This is a genomic window from Streptomyces sp. NBC_01635 (assembly GCF_045209715.1).
In the GTDB taxonomy this organism is placed as follows: Bacteria; Actinomycetota; Actinomycetes; order Streptomycetales; family Streptomycetaceae; genus Streptomyces; species Streptomyces hirsutus.
On sequence record NZ_CP109277.1, the window covers coordinates 6539612 to 6566219 of the forward strand.

At 72.4% G+C, this 26608-nt stretch carries 18 protein-coding genes; 11 read left to right on the top strand and 7 right to left on the bottom strand.

Features of this window, described 5'->3' with window-relative positions; all coding sequences use genetic code 11:
• The first annotated feature begins 115 nt into the window (after positions 1–115).
• From infB to OHB56_RS30460, 6 genes are all read left to right on the top strand, one after another.
• Complete coding sequence (infB, locus tag OHB56_RS30435; protein WP_406356717.1) at positions 116–3187, top strand: translation initiation factor IF-2; 3072 nt, start codon at positions 116–118, stop codon at positions 3185–3187.
• Between the two features lie 246 nt (positions 3188–3433).
• Entirely contained in the window at positions 3434–3727 is a 294-nt protein-coding gene (locus OHB56_RS30440) for a DUF503 domain-containing protein (protein WP_406356719.1), read from the top strand.
• 64 nt (positions 3728–3791) lie between these two features.
• Positions 3792–4259, top strand: a complete 468-nt coding sequence (gene rbfA / locus OHB56_RS30445) for a 30S ribosome-binding factor RbfA (RefSeq protein WP_406356721.1) — start codon at positions 3792–3794, stop codon at positions 4257–4259.
• Complete coding sequence (gene truB, locus OHB56_RS30450; protein ID WP_406356723.1) at positions 4256–5161, top strand: tRNA pseudouridine(55) synthase TruB; 906 nt, start codon at positions 4256–4258, stop codon at positions 5159–5161. Before rbfA ends, truB begins: the two co-directional genes overlap by 4 nt.
• Positions 5162–5808: 647 nt before the next feature.
• Positions 5809–9426, top strand: coding sequence for a serine protease (locus OHB56_RS30455; protein WP_406356725.1), 3618 nt, complete (start codon positions 5809–5811; stop codon positions 9424–9426).
• A gap of 141 nt (positions 9427–9567) precedes the next feature.
• Complete coding sequence (locus OHB56_RS30460) at positions 9568–10521, top strand: bifunctional riboflavin kinase/FAD synthetase (protein WP_326755014.1); 954 nt, start codon at positions 9568–9570, stop codon at positions 10519–10521.
• Between the two features lie 19 nt (positions 10522–10540).
• Here OHB56_RS30460 and OHB56_RS30465 read toward each other — a convergent pair whose 3' ends face one another.
• From OHB56_RS30465 to OHB56_RS30495, 7 genes are all read right to left on the bottom strand, one after another.
• Complete coding sequence (locus tag OHB56_RS30465) at positions 10541–11662, bottom strand: ABC transporter ATP-binding protein (RefSeq protein ID WP_406356727.1); 1122 nt, start codon at positions 11660–11662, stop codon at positions 10541–10543.
• Positions 11659–12669: an ABC transporter ATP-binding protein gene (locus tag OHB56_RS30470; RefSeq protein ID WP_406356729.1), complete on the bottom strand. Its 1011-nt coding sequence runs from the start codon at positions 12667–12669 to the stop codon at positions 11659–11661. Before OHB56_RS30470 ends, OHB56_RS30465 begins: the two co-directional genes overlap by 4 nt.
• Entirely contained in the window at positions 12666–13634 is a 969-nt protein-coding gene (locus tag OHB56_RS30475) for an ABC transporter permease (RefSeq protein ID WP_406356731.1), read from the bottom strand. The genes OHB56_RS30470 and OHB56_RS30475 overlap by 4 nt, the downstream gene beginning before the upstream one ends.
• Positions 13631–14710 (bottom strand): ABC transporter permease, encoded by a 1080-nt coding sequence (locus OHB56_RS30480; RefSeq protein ID WP_326755018.1) that lies wholly within the window; start codon positions 14708–14710, stop codon positions 13631–13633. Before OHB56_RS30480 ends, OHB56_RS30475 begins: the two co-directional genes overlap by 4 nt.
• Before the next feature lie 18 nt (positions 14711–14728).
• Positions 14729–16636 (bottom strand): ABC transporter substrate-binding protein, encoded by a 1908-nt coding sequence (locus OHB56_RS30485; protein ID WP_406356733.1) that lies wholly within the window; start codon positions 16634–16636, stop codon positions 14729–14731.
• Between the two features lie 300 nt (positions 16637–16936).
• Positions 16937–20089 (bottom strand): SCO5717 family growth-regulating ATPase, encoded by a 3153-nt coding sequence (locus OHB56_RS30490; RefSeq protein ID WP_406356735.1) that lies wholly within the window; start codon positions 20087–20089, stop codon positions 16937–16939.
• Between the two features lie 365 nt (positions 20090–20454).
• Positions 20455–20772: a DUF397 domain-containing protein gene (locus OHB56_RS30495; RefSeq protein ID WP_406356737.1), complete on the bottom strand. Its 318-nt coding sequence runs from the start codon at positions 20770–20772 to the stop codon at positions 20455–20457.
• Between the two features lie 277 nt (positions 20773–21049).
• On the opposite strand from OHB56_RS30495, the gene rpsO reads away from it, so the two are divergent.
• The 5 genes from rpsO (at position 21050) to OHB56_RS30520 (ending at position 26554) form a co-directional block, all read left to right on the top strand.
• Positions 21050–21337, top strand: a complete 288-nt coding sequence (gene rpsO / locus OHB56_RS30500; RefSeq protein WP_042168273.1) for a 30S ribosomal protein S15 — start codon at positions 21050–21052, stop codon at positions 21335–21337.
• Between the two features lie 360 nt (positions 21338–21697).
• A complete protein-coding gene (locus OHB56_RS30505) occupies positions 21698–23911 on the top strand; it encodes a polyribonucleotide nucleotidyltransferase (protein ID WP_055596047.1) in 2214 nt (737 codons plus the stop codon).
• The gene (locus tag OHB56_RS30510; protein ID WP_406356740.1) at positions 23908–25287 is read left to right on the top strand and encodes a M16 family metallopeptidase; all 1380 of its coding nucleotides are present in this window, start codon (positions 23908–23910) and stop codon (positions 25285–25287) included. Before OHB56_RS30505 ends, OHB56_RS30510 begins: the two co-directional genes overlap by 4 nt.
• Before the next feature lie 55 nt (positions 25288–25342).
• Entirely contained in the window at positions 25343–26095 is a 753-nt protein-coding gene (gene dapB, locus OHB56_RS30515; RefSeq protein WP_326755023.1) for a 4-hydroxy-tetrahydrodipicolinate reductase, read from the top strand.
• A 15-nt stretch (positions 26096–26110) separates the two neighbouring features.
• Positions 26111–26554, top strand: a complete 444-nt coding sequence (locus OHB56_RS30520; protein WP_055630711.1) for a hypothetical protein — start codon at positions 26111–26113, stop codon at positions 26552–26554.
• Positions 26555–26608: the final 54 nt, after the last annotated feature.

A 26608-nucleotide genomic window follows, 5' to 3' on the forward strand; every position in this document is an offset into this window, starting at 1 on the left:
GTACCTCGCGAGTCGAAAGCAGGTCGAGATTGCGATGAGCACTCGATGAGTACGCGATGAGTACGCCCATGAACTAGCGACGGTCCGGACGCAACCCGGACCTCAGAGGAGCGAAGTGGCTAAGGTCCGGGTCTACGAACTCGCCAAGGAGTTCGGTGTCGAGAGCAAGGTCGTCATGGCCAAGCTCCAAGAGCTCGGTGAATTCGTCCGTTCGGCGTCTTCGACGATCGAAGCGCCTGTAGTACGCAAGCTGACCGACGCGTTCCAGCAGGGCGGGGGCAACGGCAAGTCCGGTGCCAAGCCCGGCGCGCCCAGGAAGGCCGCGCCCAGGCCCGCGCCGTCCCCGGCGCAGGCACGTCCGGCAGCACCGCGGCCGCCGGCCGCACCCAAGCCCCCCGCGGCGCAGCAGCCCGAGGCCCCGTCGGCGCCCGCTCCGGCGGCCTCCGCTCCGGCGGCCTCCGGTCCGCGTCCGGGGCCGCGCCCCGCGCCGCGTCCGGCACCGGCAGTCCCGGAGTTCCAGGCCCCGCCGGCCGCCGCTCAGGCTCCGTCCCCGGCTCCGGCCGGACCGAAGCCCAGTGGTGCACGCCCCGGCGCCCCCAAGCCCGGCGGTCGTCCCGCCGGTCAGGGTGGCCAGGGCGGTCAGGGTGGCCAGGGCGGCCGTCCGGCCGGTCAGGGCCAGCGTCCCGGTGGCGGCGGTCAGCGTCCGGGTGGACGCCCGGCCGGTCCGCGTCCGGGTAACAACCCCTTCACCTCCGGTGGCTCCACCGGTATGGCCCGCCCGCAGGCACCCCGCCCGCAGGGCGCGCGTCCCGGTGGTCCCGGTGCCCCCGGCGCCGGTCCCCGTCCCCAGGCCCCCGGTGGCCAGGGCGGTGGCGGTCCGCGTCCGCAGACTCCGGGCGGGCAGCGTCCCTCCCCGGGCTCGATGCCGCGTCCGCAGGGCGGTCCCCGTCCCGGCGGCGCAGGCCCTGGTGGTCCGCGTCCCAACCCCGGCATGATGCCGCAGCGTCCGGCTGCCGGTCCCCGCCCCGGTGGCGGTCCCGGCGGTGGCCGTGGTCCGGCCGGTGCCGGTCGTCCCGGTGGCGCTCGTCCCGGCGGCGGCGGTGGCTTCGCCGGTCGCCCGGGTGGCGGCGGCGGTGGCGCCGGTCGTCCCGGTGGCGGCGGCGGTTTCGCCGGTCGTCCCGGTGGTGGCGGCGGTTTCGCCGGCGGCGGTGGCCGTCCCGGCTTCGGTGGCCGTCCCGGTGGTCCCGGTGGCCGTGGTGGCACGCAGGGCGCCTTCGGTCGTCCCGGCGGTCCGGCCCGTCGTGGCCGCAAGTCGAAGCGGCAGAGGCGCCAGGAGTACGAGGCCATGCAGGCCCCGTCGGTCGGCGGCGTGATGCTGCCTCGCGGCAACGGCGAGAGCATTCGCCTGTCGCGCGGTGCCTCGCTCACCGACTTCGCGGAGAAGATCAACGCCAACCCGGCGTCGCTCGTCGCGGTCATGATGAACCTCGGCGAGATGGTCACCGCGACCCAGTCCGTCTCCGACGAGACGCTCCACATGCTCGCCGGCGAGATGAACTACACGGTTCAGATCGTCAGCCCGGAGGAGGAGGACCGCGAGCTGCTCGAGTCCTTCGACCTGGAGTTCGGCGAGGACGAGGGCTCCGACGAGGACCTGGTCGTCCGTCCGCCGGTGGTCACCGTCATGGGTCACGTCGACCACGGCAAGACCCGCCTGCTCGACGCCATCCGCAAGACGAACGTCGCTTCGGGCGAGGCCGGCGGCATCACCCAGCACATCGGTGCCTACCAGGTAGCGACCGAGGTCAACGACGAAGAGCGCAGGATCACCTTCATCGACACCCCGGGTCACGAGGCGTTCACCGCCATGCGTGCCCGTGGTGCGCGGTCGACCGACATCGCGATCCTGGTCGTCGCGGCCAACGACGGCGTCATGCCGCAGACGGTCGAGGCGCTCAACCACGCCAAGGCGGCCGAGGTCCCGATCGTCGTCGCGGTCAACAAGATCGACGTCGAGGGCGCCGACCCGACCAAGGTGCGCGGTCAGCTGACCGAGTACGGCCTCGTGGCCGAGGAGTACGGCGGCGACACCATGTTCGTCGACATCTCCGCCAAGCAGGGTCTGCACATCGACAGCCTCCTGGAGGCCGTCGTCCTCACCGCCGACGCCTCGCTCGACCTGCGGGCCAACCCGACGCAGGACGCGCAGGGCATCTCGATCGAGTCCCGGCTCGACCGCGGCCGCGGTGCCGTGGCGACCGTCCTCGTCCAGCGAGGCACCCTGCGGGTCGGCGACACGATGGTGGTGGGCGATGCCTACGGCCGCGTGCGCGCCATGCTCGACGACAACGGCAACAACGTCGCCGAAGCCGGCCCGTCGACGCCGGTCCAGGTCCTGGGCCTGACCAACGTCCCGGGTGCGGGCGACAACTTCATCGTCGTCGACGAGGACCGTACGGCCCGTCAGATCGCCGAGAAGCGCGCCGCCCGTGAGCGCAACGCCGCGTTCGCCAAGCGCACGCGCCGCGTGTCGCTGGAGGACCTGGACAAGGTGCTCAAGGCCGGCGAGATCCAGCAGCTGAACCTGATCATCAAGGGTGACGCGTCCGGATCGGTCGAGGCCCTCGAGTCCTCGCTGCTCCAGCTGGACGTCGGCGAAGAGGTCGACATCCGCGTCCTGCACCGTGGCGTCGGTGCGGTCACGGAGTCCGACATCGACCTGGCGATGGGCTCGGACGCCATCGTGATCGGCTTCAACGTGCGCGCCGCCGGGCGGGCACAGCAGATGGCCGAGCGCGAAGGCGTGGATGTCCGGTACTACTCGGTCATCTACCAGGCGATCGAGGAGATCGAGGCGGCCCTCAAGGGCATGCTCAAGCCGGAGTACGAAGAGGTCGAGCTCGGTACGGCGGAGATCCGCGAGGTCTTCCGCTCGTCCAAGCTGGGCAACATCGCGGGTGTTCTCATCCGCTCCGGCGAGGTCAAGCGCAACACCAAGGCGCGCCTCATCCGCGACGGCAAGGTCATCGCGGAGAACCTCAACATCGTCGGTCTGCGTCGCTTCAAGGACGACGTCACCGAGATCCGCGAAGGCTTCGAGGGCGGTATCAACCTCGGAAACTTCAACGACATCAAGGTCGACGACGTCATCGCGACCTACGAGATGCGCGAGAAGCCGCGGGGATAACACCCCACGGTGTGTGCCGGCCGGCGGGACAGCTGTCCCGCCGGCCGGCACGCGTGTCCAGGGACGGGCACAGGGCCGGGGACGGGTCGCGAAACCGGGGGACCGGTTCGGGTAAGCTCCCCGGCCGGTCCCACGGAGCGTAATATCCGTCGATCGGCCCGCCCCTTCGATGTACGGTTCTGATGTTCCCGCCCACCACGGACGGCGGGGACGCCGATCCCGTACCGGCGGGTGAACCGGTTGTGCATGTATGTGGGGACGCTGTCCTTCGACCTCCTCCTCGGTGACGTCAGGTCGCTGAAGGAGAAGCGCTCCGTCGTCCGCCCGATCGTCGCCGAGCTCCAGCGGAAGTACGCGGTGAGCGCGGCCGAGGTGGATCACATGGATCTTCATCGCAGGGCCGTCATCGGCCTGGCGGTGGTGTCCGGCGACACGGCGCACCTGACCGACGTACTGGACCGGTGCGAGCGGCTGGTCGCCGGCCGCCCCGAGGTGGAACTGCTGTCCGTCAGGCGGCGCTTCCACGGCGAGGACGACTGACGAATCCAGCCCCGGGAACGCGGGGCTTTGACAACTCGGACAGGAAAGAACGGGAGACGGACCAGTGGCCGACAACGCGCGGGCGAAAAGGCTGGCGGACCTCATCCGGGAGGTGGTGGCCCAGAAGCTGCAGCGCGGGATCAAGGACCCGCGGCTCGGCACGCACGTCACCATCACGGACACCCGGGTCACGGGTGACCTGCGGGAGGCGACCGTCTTCTACACGGTGTACGGGGACGACGAGGAGCGGAAGGCCGCCGCGGCGGGCCTGGAGAGCGCCAAGGGCATCCTGCGCTCCGAGGTGGGCCGGGCGGCGGGTGTGAAGTTCACGCCGACCCTGGCGTTCGTCATGGACGCGCTCCCGGACACCGCGCGCAACATCGAGGACCTCCTCGACAAGGCGCGCCAGTCCGACGCCAAGGTGCGCGAGGCGTCCGCGGGCGCCGCGTACGCGGGCGGGGCCGACCCGTACCGCAAGCCGGAGGACCCCGAGGACCCCGAGGACACTGAGACGGACGACACCGCCGAATGACCCAGAAGCACACCACGCCCGACGGCCTCGTCATCGTCGACAAGCCGTCGGGCTTCACTTCGCACGACGTGGTCGCCAAGATGCGCGGCATCGCCCGGACCCGCCGCGTCGGCCACGCAGGCACTCTCGACCCGATGGCGACGGGCGTCCTCGTCCTCGGCGTCGAGCGGGCCACCAAACTCCTCGGTTACCTCGCGCTGACCGAGAAGGAGTACCTGGGCACCATCCGGCTCGGGCAGGACACCCTCACCGACGACGCCGAGGGCGAGATCACCTCGTCCACGGACGCCTCCGGGGTCACCCGCGAGGCCGTCGACGCCGGGGTGGCCAAGCTGACCGGCGCCATCATGCAGGTGCCGTCCAAGGTCAGCGCCATCAAGATCGACGGAGTGCGCTCCTACAAGCGGGCCCGTGAGGGCGAGGAGTTCGACATCCCGGCCCGGCCGGTCACCGTCTCCTCGTTCACCGTGTACGACGTCCGCCCGGCCGTCGCCGAGAACGGCACCCCGGTGCTCGACCTGGTCGTCTCCGTCGTCTGCTCCTCCGGCACGTACATCCGCGCCCTCGCCCGCGACCTGGGCGCCGACCTGGGCGTCGGCGGTCACCTCACGGTGCTGCGCAGGACCCGGGTCGGCCCGTACAAGCTGGACGCGGCCCGCACCCTCGACCGGCTCCAGCAGGAACTGACCGTGCTGCCGATCGCGGAGGCCGCCGCGGCGGCCTTCCCCCGCTGGGACGTCGACGCCCGGCGCGCCCGGCTGCTCACCAACGGCGTGCGCCTGGAGATGCCCGAGGAGTACGCGGGCACCGGCCCGGTGGCCGTCTTCGACCCCGAGGGCACCTTCCTCGCCCTCGTCGAGGAACACCGGGGCAAGGCCAAGAGCCTGGCGATCTTCGGCTGACGGCCGGGCGGGCCGACGGGGCGGCCGGCCGGCTCACGGGTGCGGCCGGCCCGGCTGCCCGGTGGACCTCACCGGCCCGCCACCCGGCCGGTACACCGCGCAGCGGTACGACCCGGTGAACGGCCCGATCGGTCCGACGCGCGGCGGGCCCCGCACGCTCACCGCGTGACCGGCGGTGTCGGCGCCGTCGCCGGGCCTTGCCCGCGTGACCGGCCGACCGGGTTCGTCGAAGTGGTCGGTCCGGCCGTGCGGTCGGCCGTATCGGTCTCATCGGCCTCGCCGGCCTGTGCGGTCGGCCGACCTGCGGCGCGACCGTCCCGTGGTTCCACCGGCGTGACCCCTCGGCGGGCTCGACCGTCCCGTGCGGGCCCAACCTTCCCCACCGGTCGCCCGGCGCCCCGTGGCCGCCCGTGGAGCGGCGTCACGGGGATTGCGTGCCGCCGCTCCACGGTCCCCCCGGTTCCCCCACCCCCAGGGTGTATCCACTTGTGGCCGTCCTTTCACCCGTAAGTGCAGGCGCTCGGAGTGAACGGGGGAGTGGAAGGGGGCGCGTTTGCCGAGGGCGCTGTGTCGCTGATCACCCGGCCCTACTGTCGAGCCGAAGCAGTCGAAGGCACAGTACGAAGGCACGGCATGAAGGTTCGACGATGACGTCGCGCGACCCGTCCCGTCACGAGCGGGGCACGTTCCACGACCCGGCCGACCGGACTCCGGGGGAGGCCCCTCGGGCCCGGCGGGAGCCGTTGCCCACCGATGTCCTCGTCCGCGTCCAGGACCTCGACGGCCGCCCGCGCGGTCTCGCCTTCCCCGCCGACCACCGCGGCACGCTGATCACCAGCCACGAGGCCGTCGACGGCCTCCCCGGCCTGGCCCTGCACGCCCCCGGCGACCGTCACCGTGTCGTGGGCGCCGACGCCGTCACCCCGCTGCCCGAGCTCGGCCTCGCCCTCGTCCACGCCGAAGGGCTTGGTGTCGAGCCGCTGCCCGTCACCGCGCGGGACCGCCTCGACAGCGGCGCCTACGTGCGGATCGCCGCCGGGTGCTGGCGCGAGGCGCGCGTACTCGGCCCGACCACCGTGACGTACACCGCCACCGAGCGCTGCCACACCCTCGACGACGCGCTGGAACTCGCCATCGGCACCACCGGCCGTGACGCGCTGCGCACCGGCGGCGGAGCGGCCGGCGGTCCGGTGCTCGACGCCGCCACCGGCGCCGTCCTCGGTGTCCTCGGCACCGCGCTCCGCGCCGGTGGCCGCGACGGCGGCTTCGCCGTGCCGCTCCGCCCCGCCCCGGGCCCCCTCGCCGCCCTCCTCGCCGAGAACGCGGCGACGGTCCCGGCGTACGGCACCGACCTCAACCTCGCCGGCGTGCTGGAACTCACCGCCACCTCGGTCGGGCAGGACGGCCCGTCGGGCGCACTCGCCCCCGGAGACGTCGTTCCGGTGGAGCGGGCCGCCGTCACCGCGGAGTTCACCGCGTTCGAACACGGCCCGGCCGCGGTCCTCGGTCTCGTCGGGCCGCCCGGCAGCGGCCGTACGACGGAGCTCGCGGCGCTCGCCGCCCGCCGCCACCGGGCCGGCGGCCCCACGCTGTGGCTGCGCGGCGCCGATCTGCGGGAGGACGACCTCTCCGTCGCCGACGCGGCCCAGCGGGCGCTCGACCGGGCCGCCCGCATCGTCGCCGCCTCCCGCACCCGGACCCCGGCCGGACCCGAAGACCTCGGCGACACCGGCCCGGCCCGCCTCGCCGGCCTGGCCCGCAGTGCCGGCCGCCCGCTGCTGCTCCTCCTCGACGGCCCCGAGGAGATGCCGCCCCTCCTGACCGGCCGCCTCGCCCAGTGGAGCGACGGCACGGCACGGTGGCTGCGGCGGACCGGGGCGCGCCTGGTGGTGGGGTGCCGCGCGGAGTACTGGGAGAGCGCGGGCACGTTCCTCCCGGCGGAGCTGCTGCACCGGCACCGGGGCGGGCCCCAGGGTGAGGCCCCGGGCGGCCCCCCGGCCGAGTGCCTTCCCGCGTGCGTGCGTCTCGGCGACCTGACCGCCGACGAGGCCATCGAGGCACGAGCCCGCTACGGCATCCCGGAGGGCTCCCCGGCCGACACCCGGCACCCGCTGACGCTCCGGCTGCTCGCGGAGGTCAGGGCCGCCCTCGCCGACGCCCCGGACGCGCCGGACGCCCGCGCGGACCGCCACGATGTCCTCTCCGCCCACCTGGATCTGATGTGCCTGCGCGTGGCCGTACGCCTCGCCGCCGGGAGCGGGCTGCGTGGCACCGCCGTACGCCGGCTGGCCGCCAAGGTCTCCGGGCAGGTGCACGAAGCCGCCCGGCGCAGCCTCGGCCCCGGGCAGGGCGAGCTGGACCGGGAGGCGTTCGAGGCGGTGTTCCCCTGGGGGCCCGCACCGGCCGGGCTCGGCGGCGGCACCGGCTGGGCCCACGCCGTACTCGCCGAGGGCCTCCTCGTCCCCGCCGGGACCGGCTACCGCTTCGCCCACGAGGAACTCGCCGACTGGCTCCAGGGCACCCACCTGGACCTGGACGGGGCCCTGCGTGCCCTGGTCCACGGCGACCCCGGTGCCCCTCGCGACCCCGACACCGCCGACGGCGTCCCTGTGCCGCACCACCGCGTCGGGCCCGTCGTCCAGGCCATGCTGCTGCTCGCCCGGCAGCACGGAACAGCCCCGCTCGCCTCCCGGCTCGCGGACCTGGTGCACGCCCTCGACGCCGGGACGGACTCGTGGTGGGCCTCCCGGCTGCTCACCGAGACCCTCGCGCGCGTGCCCGACGCGACGCCCTACACCGGGGTGCTGCGGCTGCTGGCCGACCGGATCGTGGCCTGGCGGCAGCGGCGGCGGCCGGTCCCCGGCGAGCTGGGACCGGCCTTCTGGACCGCTCTCCCCCTGCCCCTGGAGACCGGCTTCGAGCTGCTGCGCGGACTCGTGCACGCCGACGGCCCCCCGGGCGAGGCCGGCCCCCGGTTCCTGGACGCCGCCTCCCGCCTGTTCAGCGCCGACCCCGCCGCCGTACTCCCGCACCTCGTCCGGTGGTTCGAGGACGAACGGCCCCTGCCCGCCACCCCGCACGCGACGGTCGCGACGGCGGCCCAGGCGCTGCTGCACACCCACCGGCACCGCGCCCCGGACACCCTGACCGAGGCGCTCGCCGGCAGCCCGCACCGGCGGGCCGGCCAACTGCTCGGCGTACTGGCCGAGGAAGACCCTTCGGCGGTATGCCGGGCCGTCGACCGCTGGGCGCGCGACGAGCGCCCCGCCCGCCGCGCGGCAGCGGTGACCTACGGGCTGCTGGCCGCACCGCACGCCCGTGACGAGGCCGACCGCACCCTGCTGCGGTACGCGGCCCTCGCCCTGCTCGTACGTACCGGCGACCGCGCCCTGCACGGCGGCGCGCTCGCCCTGCTCGTCCAGGACCCGAGCAGCAGGGACCGCCACCTCGCGCGGGCTCTGGAACACTTCGCGGCCGGCGACCCGTACGTCCCGCCGAGCGCGCTGGCCTGCGCCCTCACCACCCACCCGGAGGCCGTCCTCGACGCCTTCCGAGTGAGGCTCGCCCGGCGGGACGCCGGCGGGACACCGGACACTCCCGCCGATGCGCCCGCCCACCTCGACGCGACCGTTTCCGCCGAGGTGGACGCCGACGCCGACGCGCCCGCGCTGGCCCTTTGCGTCGCCGCGCTGGTGAGGGCGGCGGTGGAGCGGCGGCCGGACCTCGCGGGACGGCTGGCCGCGTACGCGGACCGGCGCCTGGACCAGGAGCCGGCCGACCGCGACGTCCTGCTGCCCCTGCTCACCGGCCTGCTGGACGCCGGGCCGCAGCCGCTGCGGGCCGCCCTCGCCGGCGCCCTGGCCGAGCCCGGCACCCCCGCCTCGCGCCCCCTGCGCCGCGAACTGCTGGACCCGCTCCTCACCCGCGACCACGACCCCGACCTGCTGGCCGCGGTGCTGGGAGCCGCCGCCCGCCACACCGACGACCCCCGCCACACCGACGACCCCCGCCACACCGACGACACCCGGCGGACCGACGACCCCGCGCGCGAACTCGTCCACCACACCGGGCTGCTCCTCGTCCGCACCCCCGACGGCGCCGCCCGCTTCGACCACGTCCTGGCCGCCCTGGGGCGGCACGTCCCGGGCTTCGCCGCCGCCCTGGCCCACTGGCTGGCGGACGCGCCCCAGGAGTGGGCGGACGTGGTCGGACCCGGCACCCGGCGGATGATCGAGACCCGGTCGGGAGTGGGCGTCCCCGTCTGAGCCGCGACCGGGAGTGCACAGCGTCACAGTGCCGGAGCGCCGATGCCGATGCGAGCCGACGGCGGTCGGCATGGCACCCTTAGACCTGCGCAGGAGAAGTCCACGGACTCGGCCCGACAAGGTTTCGACAAGGAGCAGGCAGTGCAGCGCTGGCGTGGCTTGGAGGACATCCCCCAGGACTGGGGGCGCAGCGTCGTCACCATCGGTTCCTACGACGGAGTCCACCGCGGGCACCAGCTGATCATCAGGCACGCCGTGGACCGTGCCCGGGAACTGGGCGTCCCCGCGGTCGTCGTCACCTTCGACCCGCACCCCAGCGAGGTCGTCCGCCCCGGCAGCCACCCGCCGCTGATCGCCCCGCATCACCGCCGCGCGGAACTCATGACCGAGCTGGGCGTGGACGCGGTCCTGATCCTCCCCTTCACCACGGAGTTCTCGAAGCTGTCGCCGGCCGAGTTCGTGGGCAAGGTCCTGGTCGACAGACTGCACGCCAAAGCGGTCGTCGAGGGCCCCAACTTCCGCTTCGGCCACCGGGCCGCGGGCACCGTGGACTTCCTCGCGGAACAGGGCAAGATCTACGACTTCGAGGTCGAGGTCGTCGAGCTGTACGTGAGCGGCGAGGCCGGTGGCGGCGAGCCGTTCTCCTCCACACTCACCCGCCGCCTGATCGCGGAGGGTGAGGTCGAGGGCGCCGCCGAGATCCTGGGCCGCCCGCACCGGGTGGAGGGCGTGGTCGTCAGCGGCGCCCGGCGCGGCCGCGAACTGGGCTTCCCCACGGCCAACGTCGAGACGCTCCCGCACACCGCCATCCCCGCCGACGGCGTCTACGCGGGCTGGCTGCACGCCCAGGGCGAGGCCATGCCGGCCGCGATCTCCGTCGGCACCAACCCCCAGTTCGACGGCACCGAGCGCACGGTCGAGGCGTACGCCATCGACCGCGTCGGCCTGGACCTCTACGGTCTGCACGTCGCCGTCGACTTCCTCGCCTTCGTCCGCGGCCAGGCGAAGTTCGACTCGCTCGAGGCGCTGATGGAGCAGATGGCGGCGGACGTCAGGCGCTGCAAGGAACTGGTGGCAGCGGCCGAGAAGCCGTAGGAGGCACGTACGCGGGCCCTTACGCGCGGAGCGGCGGGACAGAGGGCCCGGACGGACCCGGGGCCTCGCGCGCGTGGGCCCAGTGGCAGGCCACCTGACCGACCGTGCCCTTGCCTCCCTCCTCCCCCTCCCGACCTCCCCCGTCGAGGATCTCCGGGTCCCGGGTCCGGCACGCGTCCGCGACGCCCGCCCGGTCCGCCTCCCCGCCGAGCAGGAGCTGGCAGCGTGTGCGGAACCGGCAGCCCCCTGGAACACGGGTCGGATCCGGGGGCTCACCGCTCAGGACCACCGGGTCGCCCGGCGCCTCCGGGAGCACCGACAACAGGGCCTGCGTGTACGGGTGCCGGGGCGCGGTCAGCACCTGCTCCACCGTCCCGGTCTCCACGATCCGGCCGAGGTACATCACCGCGACCCGGTCGGCGATGTTCCAGGCCAGCCCGAGGTCGTGGGTGACCACCAGCGCGGACAGGCCCAGCTCGGCACGGAGCCGGAGCAGCAGGGCCAGGATCTCGCCGCGTACGGAGGCGTCCAGGGAGGCCACCGGCTCGTCCGCGACGAGGAGTTCGGGCTCCAGGACCAGCGCGCCCGCGATCACCACCCGCTGGCGCTGACCGCCGGACAGCTCGTGCGGATAGCGCAGGAAGAAGCGTTCCGGCGGCCGCAGCCCGGCCCGGGACAGGGCCTCCGCGACCGCCGCCCGCTCGTCACCGCCGTACCCGTGGATGCGCGGCCCCTCGGCCACCGCGTCGTACACCGTGTGCCGGGGGTTGAGCGAGCCGCTCGGGTCCTGGAGGACCAACTGGACCCGCCTGCGGTACGCCTTGAGGGAGCGGCCGGAGTAGTCGAGCGGCCGCCCGTCGAAGGAGACGTGCCCCGCGGTCGGCTCGACCAGGCCCAGCAGGGCGCGGGCCAGGGTCGTCTTGCCGCAGCCCGACTCGCCCACCAGGGCGACGATCTCACCGGGCCGGATGGCGAGGTCGACGCCGTCCACCGCGCGGGCGGGGCCGGCGCCGTGCCGACCGGGGAAGGAGACCCGCACTCCCCGGGCGCTCAGCAGTGGGGGGCCTACCGGGGAGCGGGAGAGTTCCGAGGGGCCGGGGGGACCGGTGGGGCCGGGGGTGGCAGTGGGGGAGGCCGTCATGGGGTGGTACGCCTCGCTTCCTCCGGGGGAACGTGGCCCCCTGGCTCCTCGGCCGCGTCCTGTGCGACCCGTACGCACGCCGCCCGTCGCTCCGGCCCCGCCACCCGTAGCGGCTGGTCGTCCACCGCGCAGGACTCCAGGGCCACCGGGCAGCGGGGATGGAAGGTGCACCCGGCCGGCAGCGCCGACGGGTCCGGCGGGTCGCCCGCCAGACCGCGCGGCGCGAAGCGCGACGCCGGGTCGCCGATGCGGGGGAACGCCGCCGACAGGGCACGGGCGTACGGGTGCCGGGCGTCCTCGTACACCTGCCGGGCCGGGCCTTCTTCCACCACCCGGCCCGCGTACATCACCGCGAGCCGGTCACAGGTGTCGGCGAGGACCGCCAGATCGTGGCTGATCATGATCAGCCCCACGTCCTGGTCGGCCACCAGTTGCTCGATGAGCCGCAGGATCTGCGCCTGGATCATCACATCGAGCGCGGTGGTCGGCTCGTCCGCGACGATCAGCATCGGATCGCAGGCCAGCGCCATCGCGATCATGACGCGCTGACGCTGACCGCCGGACAGTTCGTGCGGGTGGTCGGCCGCCCGAGCGGCCGGCAGGCCGACCTGCTCCAGCAGCTCGCCGGCCTTCCTCCGGGCCCCCGCCGGGGTCGCCTTCCGGTGCAGCAGGAGCGGCTCGGCGATCTGGTCGCCGATGCGGTGCACGGGGTTGAGCGAGTGCATCGCGCCCTGGAACACGATCGAGGCCCCGGCCCAGCGGACCGCCCGCAGCCGGCCCCACTTCATGGTCAGCACGTCCTCGCCGTCCAGCAGGATCTCCCCGCCGATCCGCGTCCCGGACGGCAGCAGCCGCAGCAGGGCCAGCGCGAGCGTCGACTTGCCGCAGCCCGACTCCCCGGCGATGCCCAGCTTCTGCCCGGCCTCCAGGCCCAGGTCCACCCCGCGCACCGCGGCGGCCCCGCCCGCGTACGTCACCGTCAGGTCCCTGACGTCGAGCAGACTCAACGGGACACCCCCAGCCTGGGGTTGAGGACGGACTCCACGGCACGCCCGCAGAGCGTGAACGCCAGCGCCACCACGGCGATCGCGATGCCCGGCGGCACCAGGTACCACCAGTGCCCGGCGCTGACCGCACCCGCCTCCCGCGCGTCCTGCAGCAGTCCGCCCCACGACACCCCCGTCGGATCACCGAGCCCGAGGAACGCCAGGGTCGCCTCCGCCAGGATCGCCGCGGAGATGATCAGGGTCGTCTGCGCCAGCACCAGCGGCATCACCTGGGGCAGCACATGGCGCGACATCACATGCCAGTGACCGCCGCCCAGCGCCCGCGCGCGTTCGATGTACGGCCGGGTCTCCACCGCCAGGGTCTGCGCGCGCACCAGCCGGGCCGTCGTCGGCCAGGTCGTGACCCCGATCGCCACCACGATCGTGACGAGCGAACGGGACATCACGGTGGCCAGCGCGATCGCCAGGACCAGCGTGGGCATCACCAGGAACCAGTCGGTGACCCGCATCACCACCGTCGCGTACCAGCCCCGGAAGTGTCCCGCCGTCACTCCGATCAGGGTGCCGATCGCCACCGACAGCACGGCGGCGAGCAGCCCCACGAGCAGCGACACCCGCGCACCCCAGATCACCAGACCGAACAGATCCCGTCCGAACCGGTCGGTGCCGAAGGGGAATTCGCTGCTCGGGCGCTCCAGTGGACTGCCCGGTGCGTCCGTCACGTTGTCCACGTCGGAGCCGACCAGCAGCGGAGCGGTCACGGCGGCCAGCGCGAACAGCAGGAGTGCGGCCAGGCCCGCGACGCCGGACCGATGGGTGCGGTACTGCCGCCAGAACCGCGCCGCCGAGGCCCTGCGCCGCCGCCACGCGAGCGTGCGCGGACCTCCCGCGCTGTCCGGTGCGGCCGGTGCGGTCGTCGGCGGGGTCGCCGGTGTCCCGGTCGTCGTGCCCTTGTCCGTCGTCATCGGCCCACCCGGGGATCGAGCAGCGGATAGATCAGATCGGCCAGCGTGTTCATCACGATCACCGCCGCGGAGAACACGAAGAACAGCCCCTGCACCAGAGGCAGATCGGGCACGCTCAGCGCCTGGTAGAACAGCCCGCCGAGCCCCGGCCAGGAGAAGACCGTCTCCACCAGGATCACCCCGGCCACCGTCCGCCCGAGGTTGATGAAGATCAGCGTCACTGTCGGCAGCAACGCGTTGGGCACCGCGTGCCGGCGCCGGACCAGGTCGTCACGGAGCCCCTTGGCGCGCGCGGTGGTCAGATAGTCGCTGCCCATCTCGTCCAGCAGCGCCGACCGCGTCACCAGCAGCGTCTGCCCGTACTCCACCGCCACCAGCGTCACCACCGGCAGGACCAGATGGTGTGCCACGTCCAGGACCTGGGCGAATCCCTCCTCGCCGCCCGACTCCATGCCGCCGGTGGGGAACAGCCCCGGAACGGGCCCGGTACCCACCGACAGCGTGATGATCAGCAGCAGCCCGAGCCAGAAGGACGGGACGGAGTAAAGGGTCAGTGCCAGCCCTGTGCCGACCCGGTCCCCGAACCGCCCGTGCCGCCACGCCGACCGGGTGCCGAGCACGATGCCGAGTGCCGTGTAGAGGACGAAGGCCGTACCGGTGAGCAGCAGGGTGTTCGGCAGCGCCTCGGTGATCTTGTCGACCACCGGCGCGTTGAACTGGTACGACGTCCCCAGATCACCCGTGAGCGCCTTGCCGCAGTAGTCGGCGAACTGTTGCCACAATGGCAGGTTCAGCCCGAACTCCCGCCGATAGGAAGCGAGTTGTTCGGTCGACACCTGACGGCCGCCGGTCATGAACTTCACCGGGTCGCCCGGGATCAGCCGGAAGAGGAAGAAGCTGGTGACGAGGACGGCCAGGAGGGACACGGCCGCGCCGGCCACCTTGCCCGCCACATACCGCAGATACGCGGTGGTGGTGCGGGCCCGCGGCCCGCGGGCGGCCCCCGGTCCGTCCTTCACCGGACCGGAGGCCGTTCGCGCGCCCTCGACGGGAGCGGATGTCGCGTCGGCGGTCATGAGTACCCGTTCGCCCGTCTACTCGCGGTCCTCGGCCGTGGCCCGCCGCCGCATCGCCACGAACACCCCGAAGCCCGCGAGGACGACGACACCCGTGACGATCCCGACGACCACACCCGTCGACGACGAACCGCCGGAACCCTCACCGGAGTCCGCGGGCACCGCGGACCACCAGCCCCAGTAGCCGTCCTGGCCGTAGATGTTGCCCGCCTTCGAGGGCATCGTGGTGATCGACTCGATCTGGTCGGTGCGGTACGCCTCGACCGCGTTCGGATACGTCATGACATTCATGTACCCGAGGTCGTACAGCCGTGACTGCATCTGCTGGACGAGGTTCGCCCGTTCGGCGGGGTCGTACTCGGCCGACTGCCGTGCGTACAGCTCGTCGTACTTCTTGTCGCAGATGAAGTTGTCGGTCGCGCCGGTGTGCTCGGGCGTCGCCGGGAGCGCCCCGCAGGTGTGGATCGACAGGACGAAGTCGGGGTCGGGGTTGACCGACCAGCCGTCGAAGGCGAGATCGTACTCACCTGCGAGCCAGGGATCGGTCGCGTTGTCCAGACAGTTGAGCGTGACCCCGATGCCGAGAGCGCCCCACCACTCCTCGAGGTACCTGCCGATGGCCTTGTCGTTCGGGTCGGTGGCGTGACACAGGATGCGGTAGTTCAGCGGCTTGCCGTCCTTGCCGACGCGTTTGCCGTCCCCGTTCCTCAGGAAGCCCGCCTGATCGAGCAGTCGGGCCGCCTTCCCGGGGTCGTACGCAAGCTCCTGGCCGGCCGACGGCTCCCAGAAGTACTGCGCGTAGCGCGGCGGGATGTAGCCCGCGCCGTCCACCGCGTGGCCCTGGAACACCTTGTCGACGACGGTCTTCCGGTCGACCGCCATGAACAGTGCGTTGCGCACCCGCTGGTCCAGCAGCGAGGGATGCCCGTCGCCGATCTTCTCGCCGTTCTTCGCCTTCGCCCCCGGGTTGGTGGCGAGGGCGTAGAAGCGGCGGCCGGGCGCGTCGTTGACCTTGATGTTCTTCTCGTTCTGGAGCGAGGCCGCCTGCGCAGGAGTCAGGGACGGAGACCCGGCGACGAACGACACCTCACCCTTGCGCAGCGCCGACACCGCCGCGTCCTGGTCCTTGTAGTACCGGAAGAGCAGCTCGTCGAACTTCGGCGCCCCGCGCCAGAAGTCCTTGTTGGCCTCCAGCCGTACGTAGCTGTCGGGCTTGTAGTCGGTGAGGACGAACGGCCCGTTGCCGACGACGGGGAGGTCCTTGTCGTTGTTGAACTTCGAGAAGTCGTCGACCTTCTCCCAGACATGCCTGGGCACGATCGGCACGTCCAGCGCCGTCATGGTGGCCTGCGGCTTCTTCAGCCGGATGACCAGCTCGGTCGGGCTCGGCGCCGTGACCTCCTCGAAGTTGGCGGTGAAGCTGCCGTTCGCCGTGGCCGCCCCCTCGTCGGCCATCATCGTGTTGAACGTCCACGCCGCGTCCTCGGCGGTGGCCCGCTTCCCGTCCGACCACTTCGAGTCGGAGCGGATGGTGTACGTCCACGTCAACTTGTCCGGGGACGACTTCCACCGGGTGGCCAGCCCCGGGACGACATGGTTGTCCTCGGGGTCGTAGTTGGTCAGGTACTCGTACGTGAGCCGGTGAATGCTCGTACTGAGCAGCCGCACGGCGAGGAAGGGGCTGAGCGAATCGACGCTCTGCGCCACCGCGACGGTCAGCGTCCGCTTGCCGTCGTCGGCCGCCAGGGCTTCCCGCGGCGCCGGATCGAGCGGGGTCGCGAGCCCGGCGGTGAGGATGAGTGCGGCCGCACCGGCCGCCGCGGCGAGCCGGACGCGGCGGGGGACCGCACCTCGCGTACGGCCCCGGTGCCGGATACGGGGACGCCTGGTGTCGTGCTGACCGCCGTACTGATCATTCGTGTCCATAGGGTCGCTGACCTCGCGTCATCACTCGCACGGGAAGGACGGGCTGATCAGGTGAGTGCTGAGTGTCTACCAGCGGCATCTGTGGCCGTCAACGGCGCGAGCACCCCATGTGACCTGCAGAAACAGCGAGTTGACGAGTCCTTTGCGCTTATTGGTCGAGACCACTGAAGCGTTCCTGGCCAGCGCCTGACGCCGTGGTACGACCCGGAAACGGGGACGGCCCGCACCGCGTACTAACGGTGCGGGCCGAAAACGGGACCGGCCCCTCGAAAGGGGCCGATCGGGTGACATGTGCGGCGGCTACTGCTGCGGAGGCGGCGCCTGCGGAGGAGGCGTCTGTCCGCCGCCGGGGTGGCCGTACTGCTCCGGCCCGCCCTGCTGCGGATAGCCGTAGCCGGGCGGCGGCGGGGGGTACGGCCGGCCCGGAGCGGCCTGCGGGTACCCCTGGCCGGGCTGCGCGGGGGGCGGGGCGTACGGCTGGCCGGGCTGCGGCTGCTGGGGGTGCGGTGCCGGTGGAGAGTGCGGTGCCTGCTGGTCCGGGTAGGGCCGGCCCGGGACGTACTGGCCCGGGACGGGCTGGTCCGGAGCGTACTGGCCGGGGACGTACTGGCCCGGCAGCGGCGGGGCGGCGACCGGCGGCGGGTTGCCGTCGGAGGTCCACAGGCCGTGCGACTGCTGGTGCCGGACGAAGTCCTCGGCGACCAGCGAGGCGAGGTTGAAGTACGCCTCCCGCACCTTCGGCCGCATCATGTCGAGGTCGACCTCCGCCCCGGCGGCCAGATGCTCGTCGAACGGTACGACGAGCACGCCACGACACCGTGTCCGGAAGTGCGACACGATGTCGTCGACCTTGATCATCTTGCCGGTCTCGCGCACACCCGAGATGACCGTGAGCGACCGCGAGACGAGATCCGCGTACCCATGGGCCGACAGCCAGTCCAGCGTCGTGCTGGCGCTGCTCGCACCGTCCACGGACGGCGTCGAGATGATGATGAGCTGATCGGCCAGGTCCAGCACCCCGCGCATGGCGCTGTAGAGCAGACCCGTACCGGAGTCGGTCAGGATGATCGGGTACTGCTTGCCCAGGACGTCGATCGCCCGCCGGTAGTCCTCGTCGTTGAACGTCGTCGAGACCGCGGGGTCGACGTCGTTGGCGATGATCTCCAGACCGGAGGGCGCCTGCGAGGTGAACCGCCGGATGTCCATGTACGAGTTGAGGTGCGGGATCGCCTGCACCAGGTCACGGATGGTGGCCCCGGTCTCCCGCCGCACCCGGCGGCCGAGCGTACCGGCGTCGGGGTTGGCGTCGATCGCGAGGATCTTGTCCTGCCGTTCGCTGGCGAGGGTGGCGCCGAGCGCGGTGGTCGTGGTCGTCTTGCCGACGCCGCCCTTGAGGCTGATCACGGCGATCCGGTAGCAGGACAGCACCGGAGTGCGGATCAGCTCCAGCTTCCGCTGCCGCTCGGCCTCCTCCTTCTTGCCGCCCAGCTTGAAACGCGACCCGCCCGCCGCGGGACGGCTGCTCTTGGCCTTCTGCTTCCTGCTGTTGAGCAGCCGGTCCGACGACAGTTCCACAGCCGCGGTGTAACCGAGCGGCGCGGCACCGGGGTTGGTCTGCTGCCGCTGGTCGTGCCGGATGGGCTGCGGCCAGGCGGCCCCGGCGCGCGGATCTACAGGCGGCTGCGGCGGCGCGGCAGCCTGCGGGTGCTGCGGCGGCTGAGGCTGCTGGAGCGGGAATCCCTGCTGCGCGGCCTGCGGGTGCTGCGGCTGCGGGGGCAGGCCGGGATGCTGAGGCTGCGCCTGCGGGGGTACGGGCTGCTGCGGGGCCGGCTGCTGCGGGAAACCGTAACCACTCGACTGGGCCGGGGGAGTCGGGGCGGCCGGGGCGGGACCGGCGGGCGGGAAGCCGTAACCGGCCGGGGGGCCGGGGAAGGGAGCGCCCGGCTGGGGGAAGCCGTACCCGGCCGGCGGAGCGGGCTGTTGCACCGGCGCAGGCGGCTGCGGCTGCGGCTGGTGAGCGGGCGGGGCGGGTGCCGGGTGCGGTGACGTCGGTCCCTCCGGCGCGTTCCAGGCTGCGGGCGCGGGCTGCGGCGCCTGCGGCTGGAAGGGAGGCGACTGCTGCGGCTGCTGGGCAGACGCACCCGCGTCTTCTGGCTGCGCCGGTTGGGGAGCGACCGGTGCCGGGGGAGCCGGGGGCGCTGCGGGAACCTGCGGCGACTGCTGAGGCTGTGCCGGCCACTGGCCGGCGGGCGCCGGCGCGACGGGGTGCGACGGGGGCGGCACGACCGGCGGTGCCGGGGGAGTCCAGGCCACCGAGTCCGAGGTGTCGGAGGAGGCGGGTACAGCGTCCTCGGGCGGGCCGACCGCGCTGGTCGGGGAGGGCACCGCGGCGTCCACCGGTTCCTCGTTCACCGGCTTCGCGTCCTCGGGCTCGGGACCGGGTGCGTCCGCCTCGGCCTCGGTGTCCGCCCCGGACCCCGTCTCCGTCCCCACTGCCTCGGGCTCGTCGAAGCCGTCGTTCACGGAGTGCTCGTCGCCTTCGTGGACCTCCGCGGCCGATTCGGAGGCGGCGACGATGTCGGTGTCCCCGTCCTCAGCGCCGTCAGCAGGGAGGGGGACGGACGCGATGGGGGTGACGGAGGGCTCGTCGTCCTCGACGTCGTCCTGAACGCCGTCCTGAACGCCGTCCTCGAGTTCGTCCGTCTCTCCGGCGGGCTCGCCGGCCCCGGGCAGATCCCGGTCCTCGGCGGGCTCCGGTCGCTTTTCCGGCTCCGCGTCGGCTTCGGGCCCGGGCTCGGCAGGCACGGCTTCGGCCCGGTCCTCACGGTCCTGGATCTCCTGCTTCAGCGCGGCGGCGGAGAAGCGGATGGTGGCACCGCTCTCGAGGTCGCCACTGCCGGAGTCCCGGCCGAACCCACTGACCGGAAGATCCGGCACGGCCGCAGGAGAAACGGAGTCCGGCTCCGGTGGGGACACCAGCTGCGGCTCCGGCTCGAACCCGCTGCCCACCGGAAGCCGCGGTACGGCGCCCGGCCCCCCGGACGGCGGAGCGGGCGGCGTGAACGGCCTTCCCGGAGCGGGAGCCGGCGGTGTGAAGGGAGCGCCCGGAGCGGGCGCGGGCGGGGTGAAAGGCGCCCCCGGCGCCGGCGCCGGAAGGGACGAAGGCCCCGAAGCGCCGACCGCGTGCGGCGGCGGAGTCAACCCGGGCAACGGCGGAACACGCCCTGGGGCGGCGGAAGAAGAGGACGAGGCGTCGGCCCTCGGCTCCGGCCCCGCCCCGGCCCCCGATCCCGGCCTCGACTCCGAATTCCCCGAAGCGTTCTGCGTGTACCAGGCCGGCGGCGCGTAGTCGATGGTGAACTCGCCCGTCGTCTCGACGGAGGACTCCGCATCGGGCTGGTCATCGCCGGGTGTCGCCCAGCCCCCGCGGATCCCGTCCCGATCGCTGCCCACAGTTCCTCCTGGTCTGGTCGAGCACCCTTGTGCCGTCGCGCTGTGCTGGGGCGACCACCTGCGGTGGTCCGAACTGGTCCTGCATGAGGACGACATCGTCCGAACCGGCCTCCCCCGGGCCTGCGACGCCGATACCCGGTTCACGGGTGTTCCGGTGACGCGTCGGGTACCAGCCTAATCACGGGTAGCCCTGCCCCGTCAGCCCTGCCCACCCTCAGCCAGTGCCACCCACAACACCCGTTGCTGTCAAGGGGCGTACACATTCACCGCGCAAACGAAAGAAACCGCCCGTGGGAGAAAATCCACGGGCGGTCACCTCGATCGGGAGCAGCCCGGAGCGCCGAACCGGCCTCGGACCGCTCGGACTACTCGGCGGCCCCGGCCGCTGTCCCCGCGGCGTCCGCCCCGCCGGTCCCCGGCGTCGGCTCCAGATCGAATTCGCCGTCCCGCGCGCCGAGCACGAACGCACGCCACTCCGCCTCCGTGTACCGCAGCACCGTGTCCGGGTCGAGGGAGGACCGCATGGCCACCGCGCCGTCGGGCAGGTAGGCGATCTCGACCCGCTCCTCGTGCTCCTCGGTCCCCGGCGCGCTGTGCCACTCGACGCCGGAGATGTCGAGGGCGTAGAGCTCGTCCTTCTCCCGCTCCTTGCGTGCCTTGATCTCCTCAGCCGTCTCCGCCATGTCGCAGCGACCCCTTCCCGACCTATGACTGGTCCCATGGACTGGTACGAGCGCTCACATTAGTGGCACCCCGCGTCCCACCTGGGCGGTTCCGCGGACCGTGGTAAGGGGGCCTGCCACCGGCTGGTACTCTGAGTGACGGCCGTATGTGTACGCACCCCTGGAGCGCTGCTCCGGAGGCCGCGCCCTGCGGATCCCGCCTTCCGAGTCATGGAAGATCCCCCGAGGTGAAGACCGGGGGCGCTCGGTGGCCAGTCACAGACCATGAGGAGTACGCGTGTCGCTCGACGCCGCTACGAAGAACCAGATCATCGCCGACTTCCGCACCAAGGAAGGTGACACCGGCTCCCCCGAGGTCCAGGTCGCTCTCCTGTCCCGTCGGATCTCCGACCTGACGGAGCACCTCAAGACCCACAAGCACGACCACCACTCCCGTCGTGGTCTGCTCATCCTGGTCGGTCAGCGCCGCCGACTGCTGCAGTACCTCGCCAAGAAGGACATCCAGCGCTTCCGTGCGCTGGTCGACCGCCTCGGCATCCGCCGTGGTGCGGCGGGCGCCAAGTAGGACGCCGTGACGGGAGCGGTTCCCCTGGGAAAAGGGGACCGCTCCCTTTGCTGTACGTGCGGAGTGTCACCACGTCTTTGTAATGTGGTAGCACAACGCAAGAGCACCGACTCGCTGTGACGACCGGTACCGCACCAGGTCGCGGCCGTCACCGGCACCACCCCCGACGTCCCCCCGGACGTCCCGACGCACGAGGGGAAGCGCACCTCGCCGCCGGTCCTCGGTAGTGGCCCCCGGGTGAATGAACCCGGGAGCTTCGATCGAAGACCGGCCCGCACCAGACGGCGCGCTTCTCCACACCGTCCCCCCGCCACACGGGCGAGGAGGGACGAAAGACGACAAGTAACGGAGAACCCACTGGTGGAGAACGAGACCCACTACACCGAGGCCGTCATCGACAACGGCTCCTTCGGTACCCGCACCATCCGCTTCGAGACGGGCCGCCTGGCCCGCCAGGCCGCCGGCTCCGCCGTGGCCTACCTGGACGACGACACCATGGTGCTGTCGGCCACCACGGCCTCGAAGAACCCCAAGGACCAGCTCGACTTCTTCCCCCTCACGGTGGACGTCGAGGAGCGGATGTACGCGGCCGGCAAGATCCCCGGCTCCTTCTTCCGCCGGGAGGGCCGGCCCTCCGAGGACGCGATCCTCACCTGCCGCCTCATCGACCGCCCGCTGCGCCCGTCCTTCAAGAAGGGCCTGCGCAACGAGATCCAGGTCGTCGCCACGATCATGGCGCTCAACCCCGACCACCTGTACGACGTCGTGGCGATCAACGCCGCCTCCGCGTCCACGCAGCTGGCCGGTCTGCCCTTCTCCGGCCCGATCGGCGGCGTCCGCGTCGCGCTGATCAGCGGCCAGTGGGTCGCCTTCCCGACGCACACCGAGCTCGAGGACGCCGTCTTCGACATGGTCGTCGCGGGCCGCGTCCTGGAGGACGGCGACGTCGCGATCATGATGGTCGAGGCCGAGGCCACCGACCAGACCGTCAAGCTGGTCGAGGGCGGTGCCGAGGCCCCCACCGAGGAGGTCGTCGCCGCCGGCCTCGACGCCGCGAAGCCCTTCATCAAGGTCCTGTGCAAGGCCCAGGCCGACCTCGCCGCGAAGGCCGCCAAGCCGACCGGCGAGTTCCCGGTCTTCCTGGACCACCAGGACGACGTGCTGGAGGCGCTGACCGCCGCCGTCCGCCCCGAGCTCGCCCAGGCGCTCACCATCGCCGGCAAGCAGGAGCGCGAGGCCGAGCTGGACCGCGTCAAGCAGCTCGCCGCCGAGAAGCTCCTGCCGGAGTTCGAGGGCCGCGAGAAGGAGATCTCCGCCGCGTACCGCGCACTGACCAAGTCCCTGGTCCGTGAGCGCGTCATCAAGGAGAAGAAGCGCATCGACGGCCGCGGAGTCACCGACATCCGCACCCTGGCCGCCGAGGTCGAGGCCATCCCGCGGGTGCACGGTTCCGCGCTGTTCGAGCGTGGCGAGACCCAGATCCTGGGCGTCACCACCCTCAACATGCTCCGTATGGAGCAGCAGCTGGACACCCTTTCCCCGGTGACCCGCAAGCGCTACATGCACAACTACAACTTCCCGCCGTACTCCGTCGGTGAGACCGGCCGCGTGGGCTCCCCCAAGCGCCGCGAGATCGGCCACGGCGCCCTCGCCGAGCGCGCCATCCTGCCGGTGCTGCCCACCCGCGAGGAGTTCCCGTACGCGATCCGTCAGGTGTCCGAGGCCCTCGGCTCCAACGGCTCGACGTCCATGGGCTCGGTCTGCGCCTCCACCATGTCGCTGCTGAACGCCGGTGTGCCGCTCAAGGCCCCCGTCGCCGGTATCGCCATGGGCCTGATCTCCCAGGAGATCAACGGCGAGACGCACTACGTCGCCCTCACCGACATCCTCGGTGCGGAGGACGCCTTCGGCGACATGGACTTCAAGGTCGCCGGCACCAAGGAGTTCGTGACCGCCCTCCAGCTCGACACCAAGCTGGACGGCATCCCCGCCTCCGTCCTGGCCGCCGCCCTCAAGCAGGCCCGTGACGCCCGCCTCCACATCCTCGACGTGATGATGGAAGCGATCGACACGCCGGACGAGATGTCCCCGAACGCCCCGCGGATCATCACCGTCAAGATCCCCGTGGACAAGATCGGTGAGGTCATCGGCCCCAAGGGCAAGATGATCAACCAGATCCAGGAGGACACCGGCGCCGACATCACGATCGAGGACGACGGCACCATCTACATCGGTGCCGCCCAGGGCTCGCAGGCCGAGGCCGCCCGCGCCACGATCAACAGCATCGCCAACCCGACCATGCCGGAGGTCGGCGAGCGCTACCTGGGCACCGTCGTGAAGACGACCACCTTCGGTGCGTTCGTCTCCCTGATGCCCGGCAAGGACGGACTGCTGCACATCTCGCAGATCCGCAAGCTCGCCGGTGGCAAGCGCGTGGAGAACGTCGAGGACGTGCTCGGCGTGGGCGCCAAGGTCCAGGTCGAGATCGCCGAGATCGACTCCCGCGGCAAGCTCTCCCTCATCCCCGTGATCGAGGGCGAGGACGACGACAAGAAGGCCGACACCGACCAGTGACGTCCCACGGCTCCAAGGCGACGGCCCGCACCTCCCCGGAGGCGCGGGCCGTCGCCCGTACCCAAACCCTCATCCAGGGTGAGAACGGCATCGGCACCGTCCGCAGGACCACCCTCCCCGGTGGGCTGCGCGTCGTCACCGAGACCCTCCCCTCGGTCCGCTCCGCGACCTTCGGCATCTGGGCGCACGTCGGCTCCCGCGACGAGACCCCCGCGCTGAACGGCGCCACCCACTACCTGGAGCACCTGCTCTTCAAGGGCACGCACCGCAGGTCCGCCCTGGACATCTCCGCCGCCATCGACGCCGTCGGCGGCGAGATGAACGCGTTCACGGCCAAGGAGTACACGTGCTACTACGCGCGTGTGCTCGACACCGACCTGCCGCTCGCCATCGACGTGGTCTGCGACATGCTGACCGGCTCCCGCATCCTCGAGGAGGACGTCGACATCGAACGCGGCGCGATCCTCGAAGAGATCGCGATGACCGAGGACGACCCCGGTGACGGTGTGCACGACCTGTTCGCGCACACCATGTTCGGCGACAACCCGCTGGGCCGCCCCGTCCTCGGCACGGTCGACACGGTCAACGCCCTCACCGCCGACCGCATCCGCCGCTTCTACAAGAAGCACTACGATCCGACCCACCTCGTGGTCGCCTGCGCCGGCAACATCGACCACGACCAGGTCGTCCGCCAGGTGCAGGCCGCCTTCGAGGCCGCCGGCGCCCTCAAGGACCCGGACGCCCGGCCGATCGCCCCGCGCGGCGGACGGCGCACGCTGCGCACCGCCGGCCGCGTCGAGGTGATCGACCGCAGGACCGAGCAGGCGCACATCCTCCTCGGCATGCCGGGCCTGTCCCGCACCGACGAGCGCCGGTGGGCCCTCGGCGTGCTCAACACGGCCCTCGGCGGCGGTATGTCCTCCCGCCTGTTCCAGGAGGTCCGGGAGAAGCGGGGCCTGGCCTACAGCGTGTACTCGTACACCTCCGGCTTCGCCGACTGCGGCCTGTTCGGCGTGTACGCCGGGTGCAGGCCGTCCCAGGTGCACGACGTGCTGAAGATCTGCCGCGACGAACTCGACCAGGTCGCCGAGCACGGTCTGCCCGAGGACGAGATACGGCGTGCCATCGGCCAGCTCCAGGGCTCCACCGTCCTCGGCCTGGAGGACACCGGCGCGCTGATGAACCGTATCGGCAAGAGCGAACTGTGCTGGGGCGAGCAGATGTCGGTCGACGAGATGCTGGCCCGGATAGCCTCGGTCACCATGGACGATGTCCGTGCGGTAGCCCGCGACGTCCTGGGGCAGCGGCCCTCGCTGTCGGTCATCGGTCCGATCAAGGACAAGCAGGCGGCCAGGCTGCACGACACCGTCGCCTAGGGCCTGTCCGGCCCCACCCCACGGTTTCGACCTCTCCGGTAAGGAAGCAAGGAAGATGAGCAAGCTGCGTGTGGCGGTCCTCGGAGCCAAGGGCCGCATCGGGTCCGAGGCGGTACGGGCCGTCGAGGCCGCCGACGACATGGAACTGGTGGCCGCGCTCGGCCGGGGCGACCGACTGGAGACCCTTGCCGAGACCGGCGCCCAGGTCGCCGTCGAACTGACCACCCCCGCATCGGTCATGGGCAACCTCGACTTCTGCGTGCGCCACGGCATCCACGCGGTCGTCGGCACCACCGGCTGGACCGACGACCGCCTCGCACATCTGACGGGCCTGCTCGACCAGTCGCCGGAGACGGGTGTGCTCATCGCACCGAACTTCTCCATCGGTGCCGTGCTGACCATGAAGTTCGCGCAGATCGCCGCCCCGTACTTCGAGTCCGTCGAGGTCGTCGAGCTGCACCACCCGAACAAGGTGGACGCCCCCAGCGGCACCGCCACCCGCACCGCCCAGCTCATCGCCGAGGCCCGCCGCAAGGCCGGCAGCGCCCCCGCCCCGGACGCCACGGTCACCGCCCTGGACGGCGCCCGTGGTGCCGACGTGGACGGCGTCCCGGTGCACGCCGTCCGGCTGCGCGGCCTGCTGGCCCACCAGGAGGTCCTGCTCGGCGCCGAGGGCGAGACCCTCACCGTCCGCCACGACTCCCTGCACCACAGCAGCTTCATGCCGGGCATCCTGCTCGGCGCCCGCCGTGTGGTGACCACTCCCGGCCTGACCTTCGGCCTGGAACACTTCCTCGACCTGAACTGAGCCCGAGCCCATCCCATGCGCGCGAAGATCTCCTACGCCATCACAGCCGCCGTCCTGGTCGTCTACTTCGTCCTGGTCGGCAGCCGCGGTGTGCTCCTCATCCAGGCCGGAACACCTCTCACCATCGCCTTCGGCGTGGCGGTGCTCGTCCTGCCGGTCATCGGCGTGTGGTTCCTGTGGAAGAACACCGAGTTCGTCCGCAACGCCAACCGGCTCGCCGCCGAGCTCGACGCCCAGGGCGGACTGCCCGTGGACGAGCTCAAGCGCCTGCCCAGCGGCCGCGTCGACCGCGACTCGGCCGACGAGGTCTTCGCCCGGCGCAAGGCCGAGACGGAGGACGCCCCCGACGACTGGCGCAGCTGGTTCCGGCTCGCCGTCGCCTACCACGACGCCCGGGACACCCCGCGCGCCCGCAAGGCGATGCAACGCGCGATCGCCCTGCGCAAGACGGCCCCCTGACGTCTCGCCGAGCCGGTGCGCCCTCCGGCACCCGAGCACGACAGGGTGATCGCG

Bases quoted from the DNA above. Each gene is read 5' to 3' on its own strand.
- OHB56_RS30440 (WP_406356719.1), top strand. From the start codon at position 3,434: ATGTATGTGGGGACGCTGTCCTTCGACCTCCTCCTCGGTGACGTCAGG.
- truB (WP_406356723.1), top strand. From the start codon at position 4,256: ATGACCCAGAAGCACACCACGCCCGACGGCCTCGTCATCGTCGACAAG.
- OHB56_RS30455 (WP_406356725.1), top strand. From the start codon at position 5,809: ATGACGTCGCGCGACCCGTCCCGTCACGAGCGGGGCACGTTCCACGAC.
- OHB56_RS30465 (WP_406356727.1), bottom strand. From the start codon at position 11,662: ATGACGGCCTCCCCCACTGCCACCCCCGGCCCCACCGGTCCCCCCGGC.
- OHB56_RS30475 (WP_406356731.1), bottom strand. From the start codon at position 13,634: ATGACGACGGACAAGGGCACGACGACCGGGACACCGGCGACCCCGCCG.
- OHB56_RS30480 (WP_326755018.1), bottom strand. From the start codon at position 14,710: ATGACCGCCGACGCGACATCCGCTCCCGTCGAGGGCGCGCGAACGGCC.
- OHB56_RS30485 (WP_406356733.1), bottom strand. From the start codon at position 16,636: ATGGACACGAATGATCAGTACGGCGGTCAGCACGACACCAGGCGTCCC.
- OHB56_RS30495 (WP_406356737.1), bottom strand. From the start codon at position 20,772: ATGGCGGAGACGGCTGAGGAGATCAAGGCACGCAAGGAGCGGGAGAAG.
- dapB (WP_326755023.1), top strand. From the start codon at position 25,343: ATGAGCAAGCTGCGTGTGGCGGTCCTCGGAGCCAAGGGCCGCATCGGG.
- OHB56_RS30520 (WP_055630711.1), top strand. From the start codon at position 26,111: ATGCGCGCGAAGATCTCCTACGCCATCACAGCCGCCGTCCTGGTCGTC.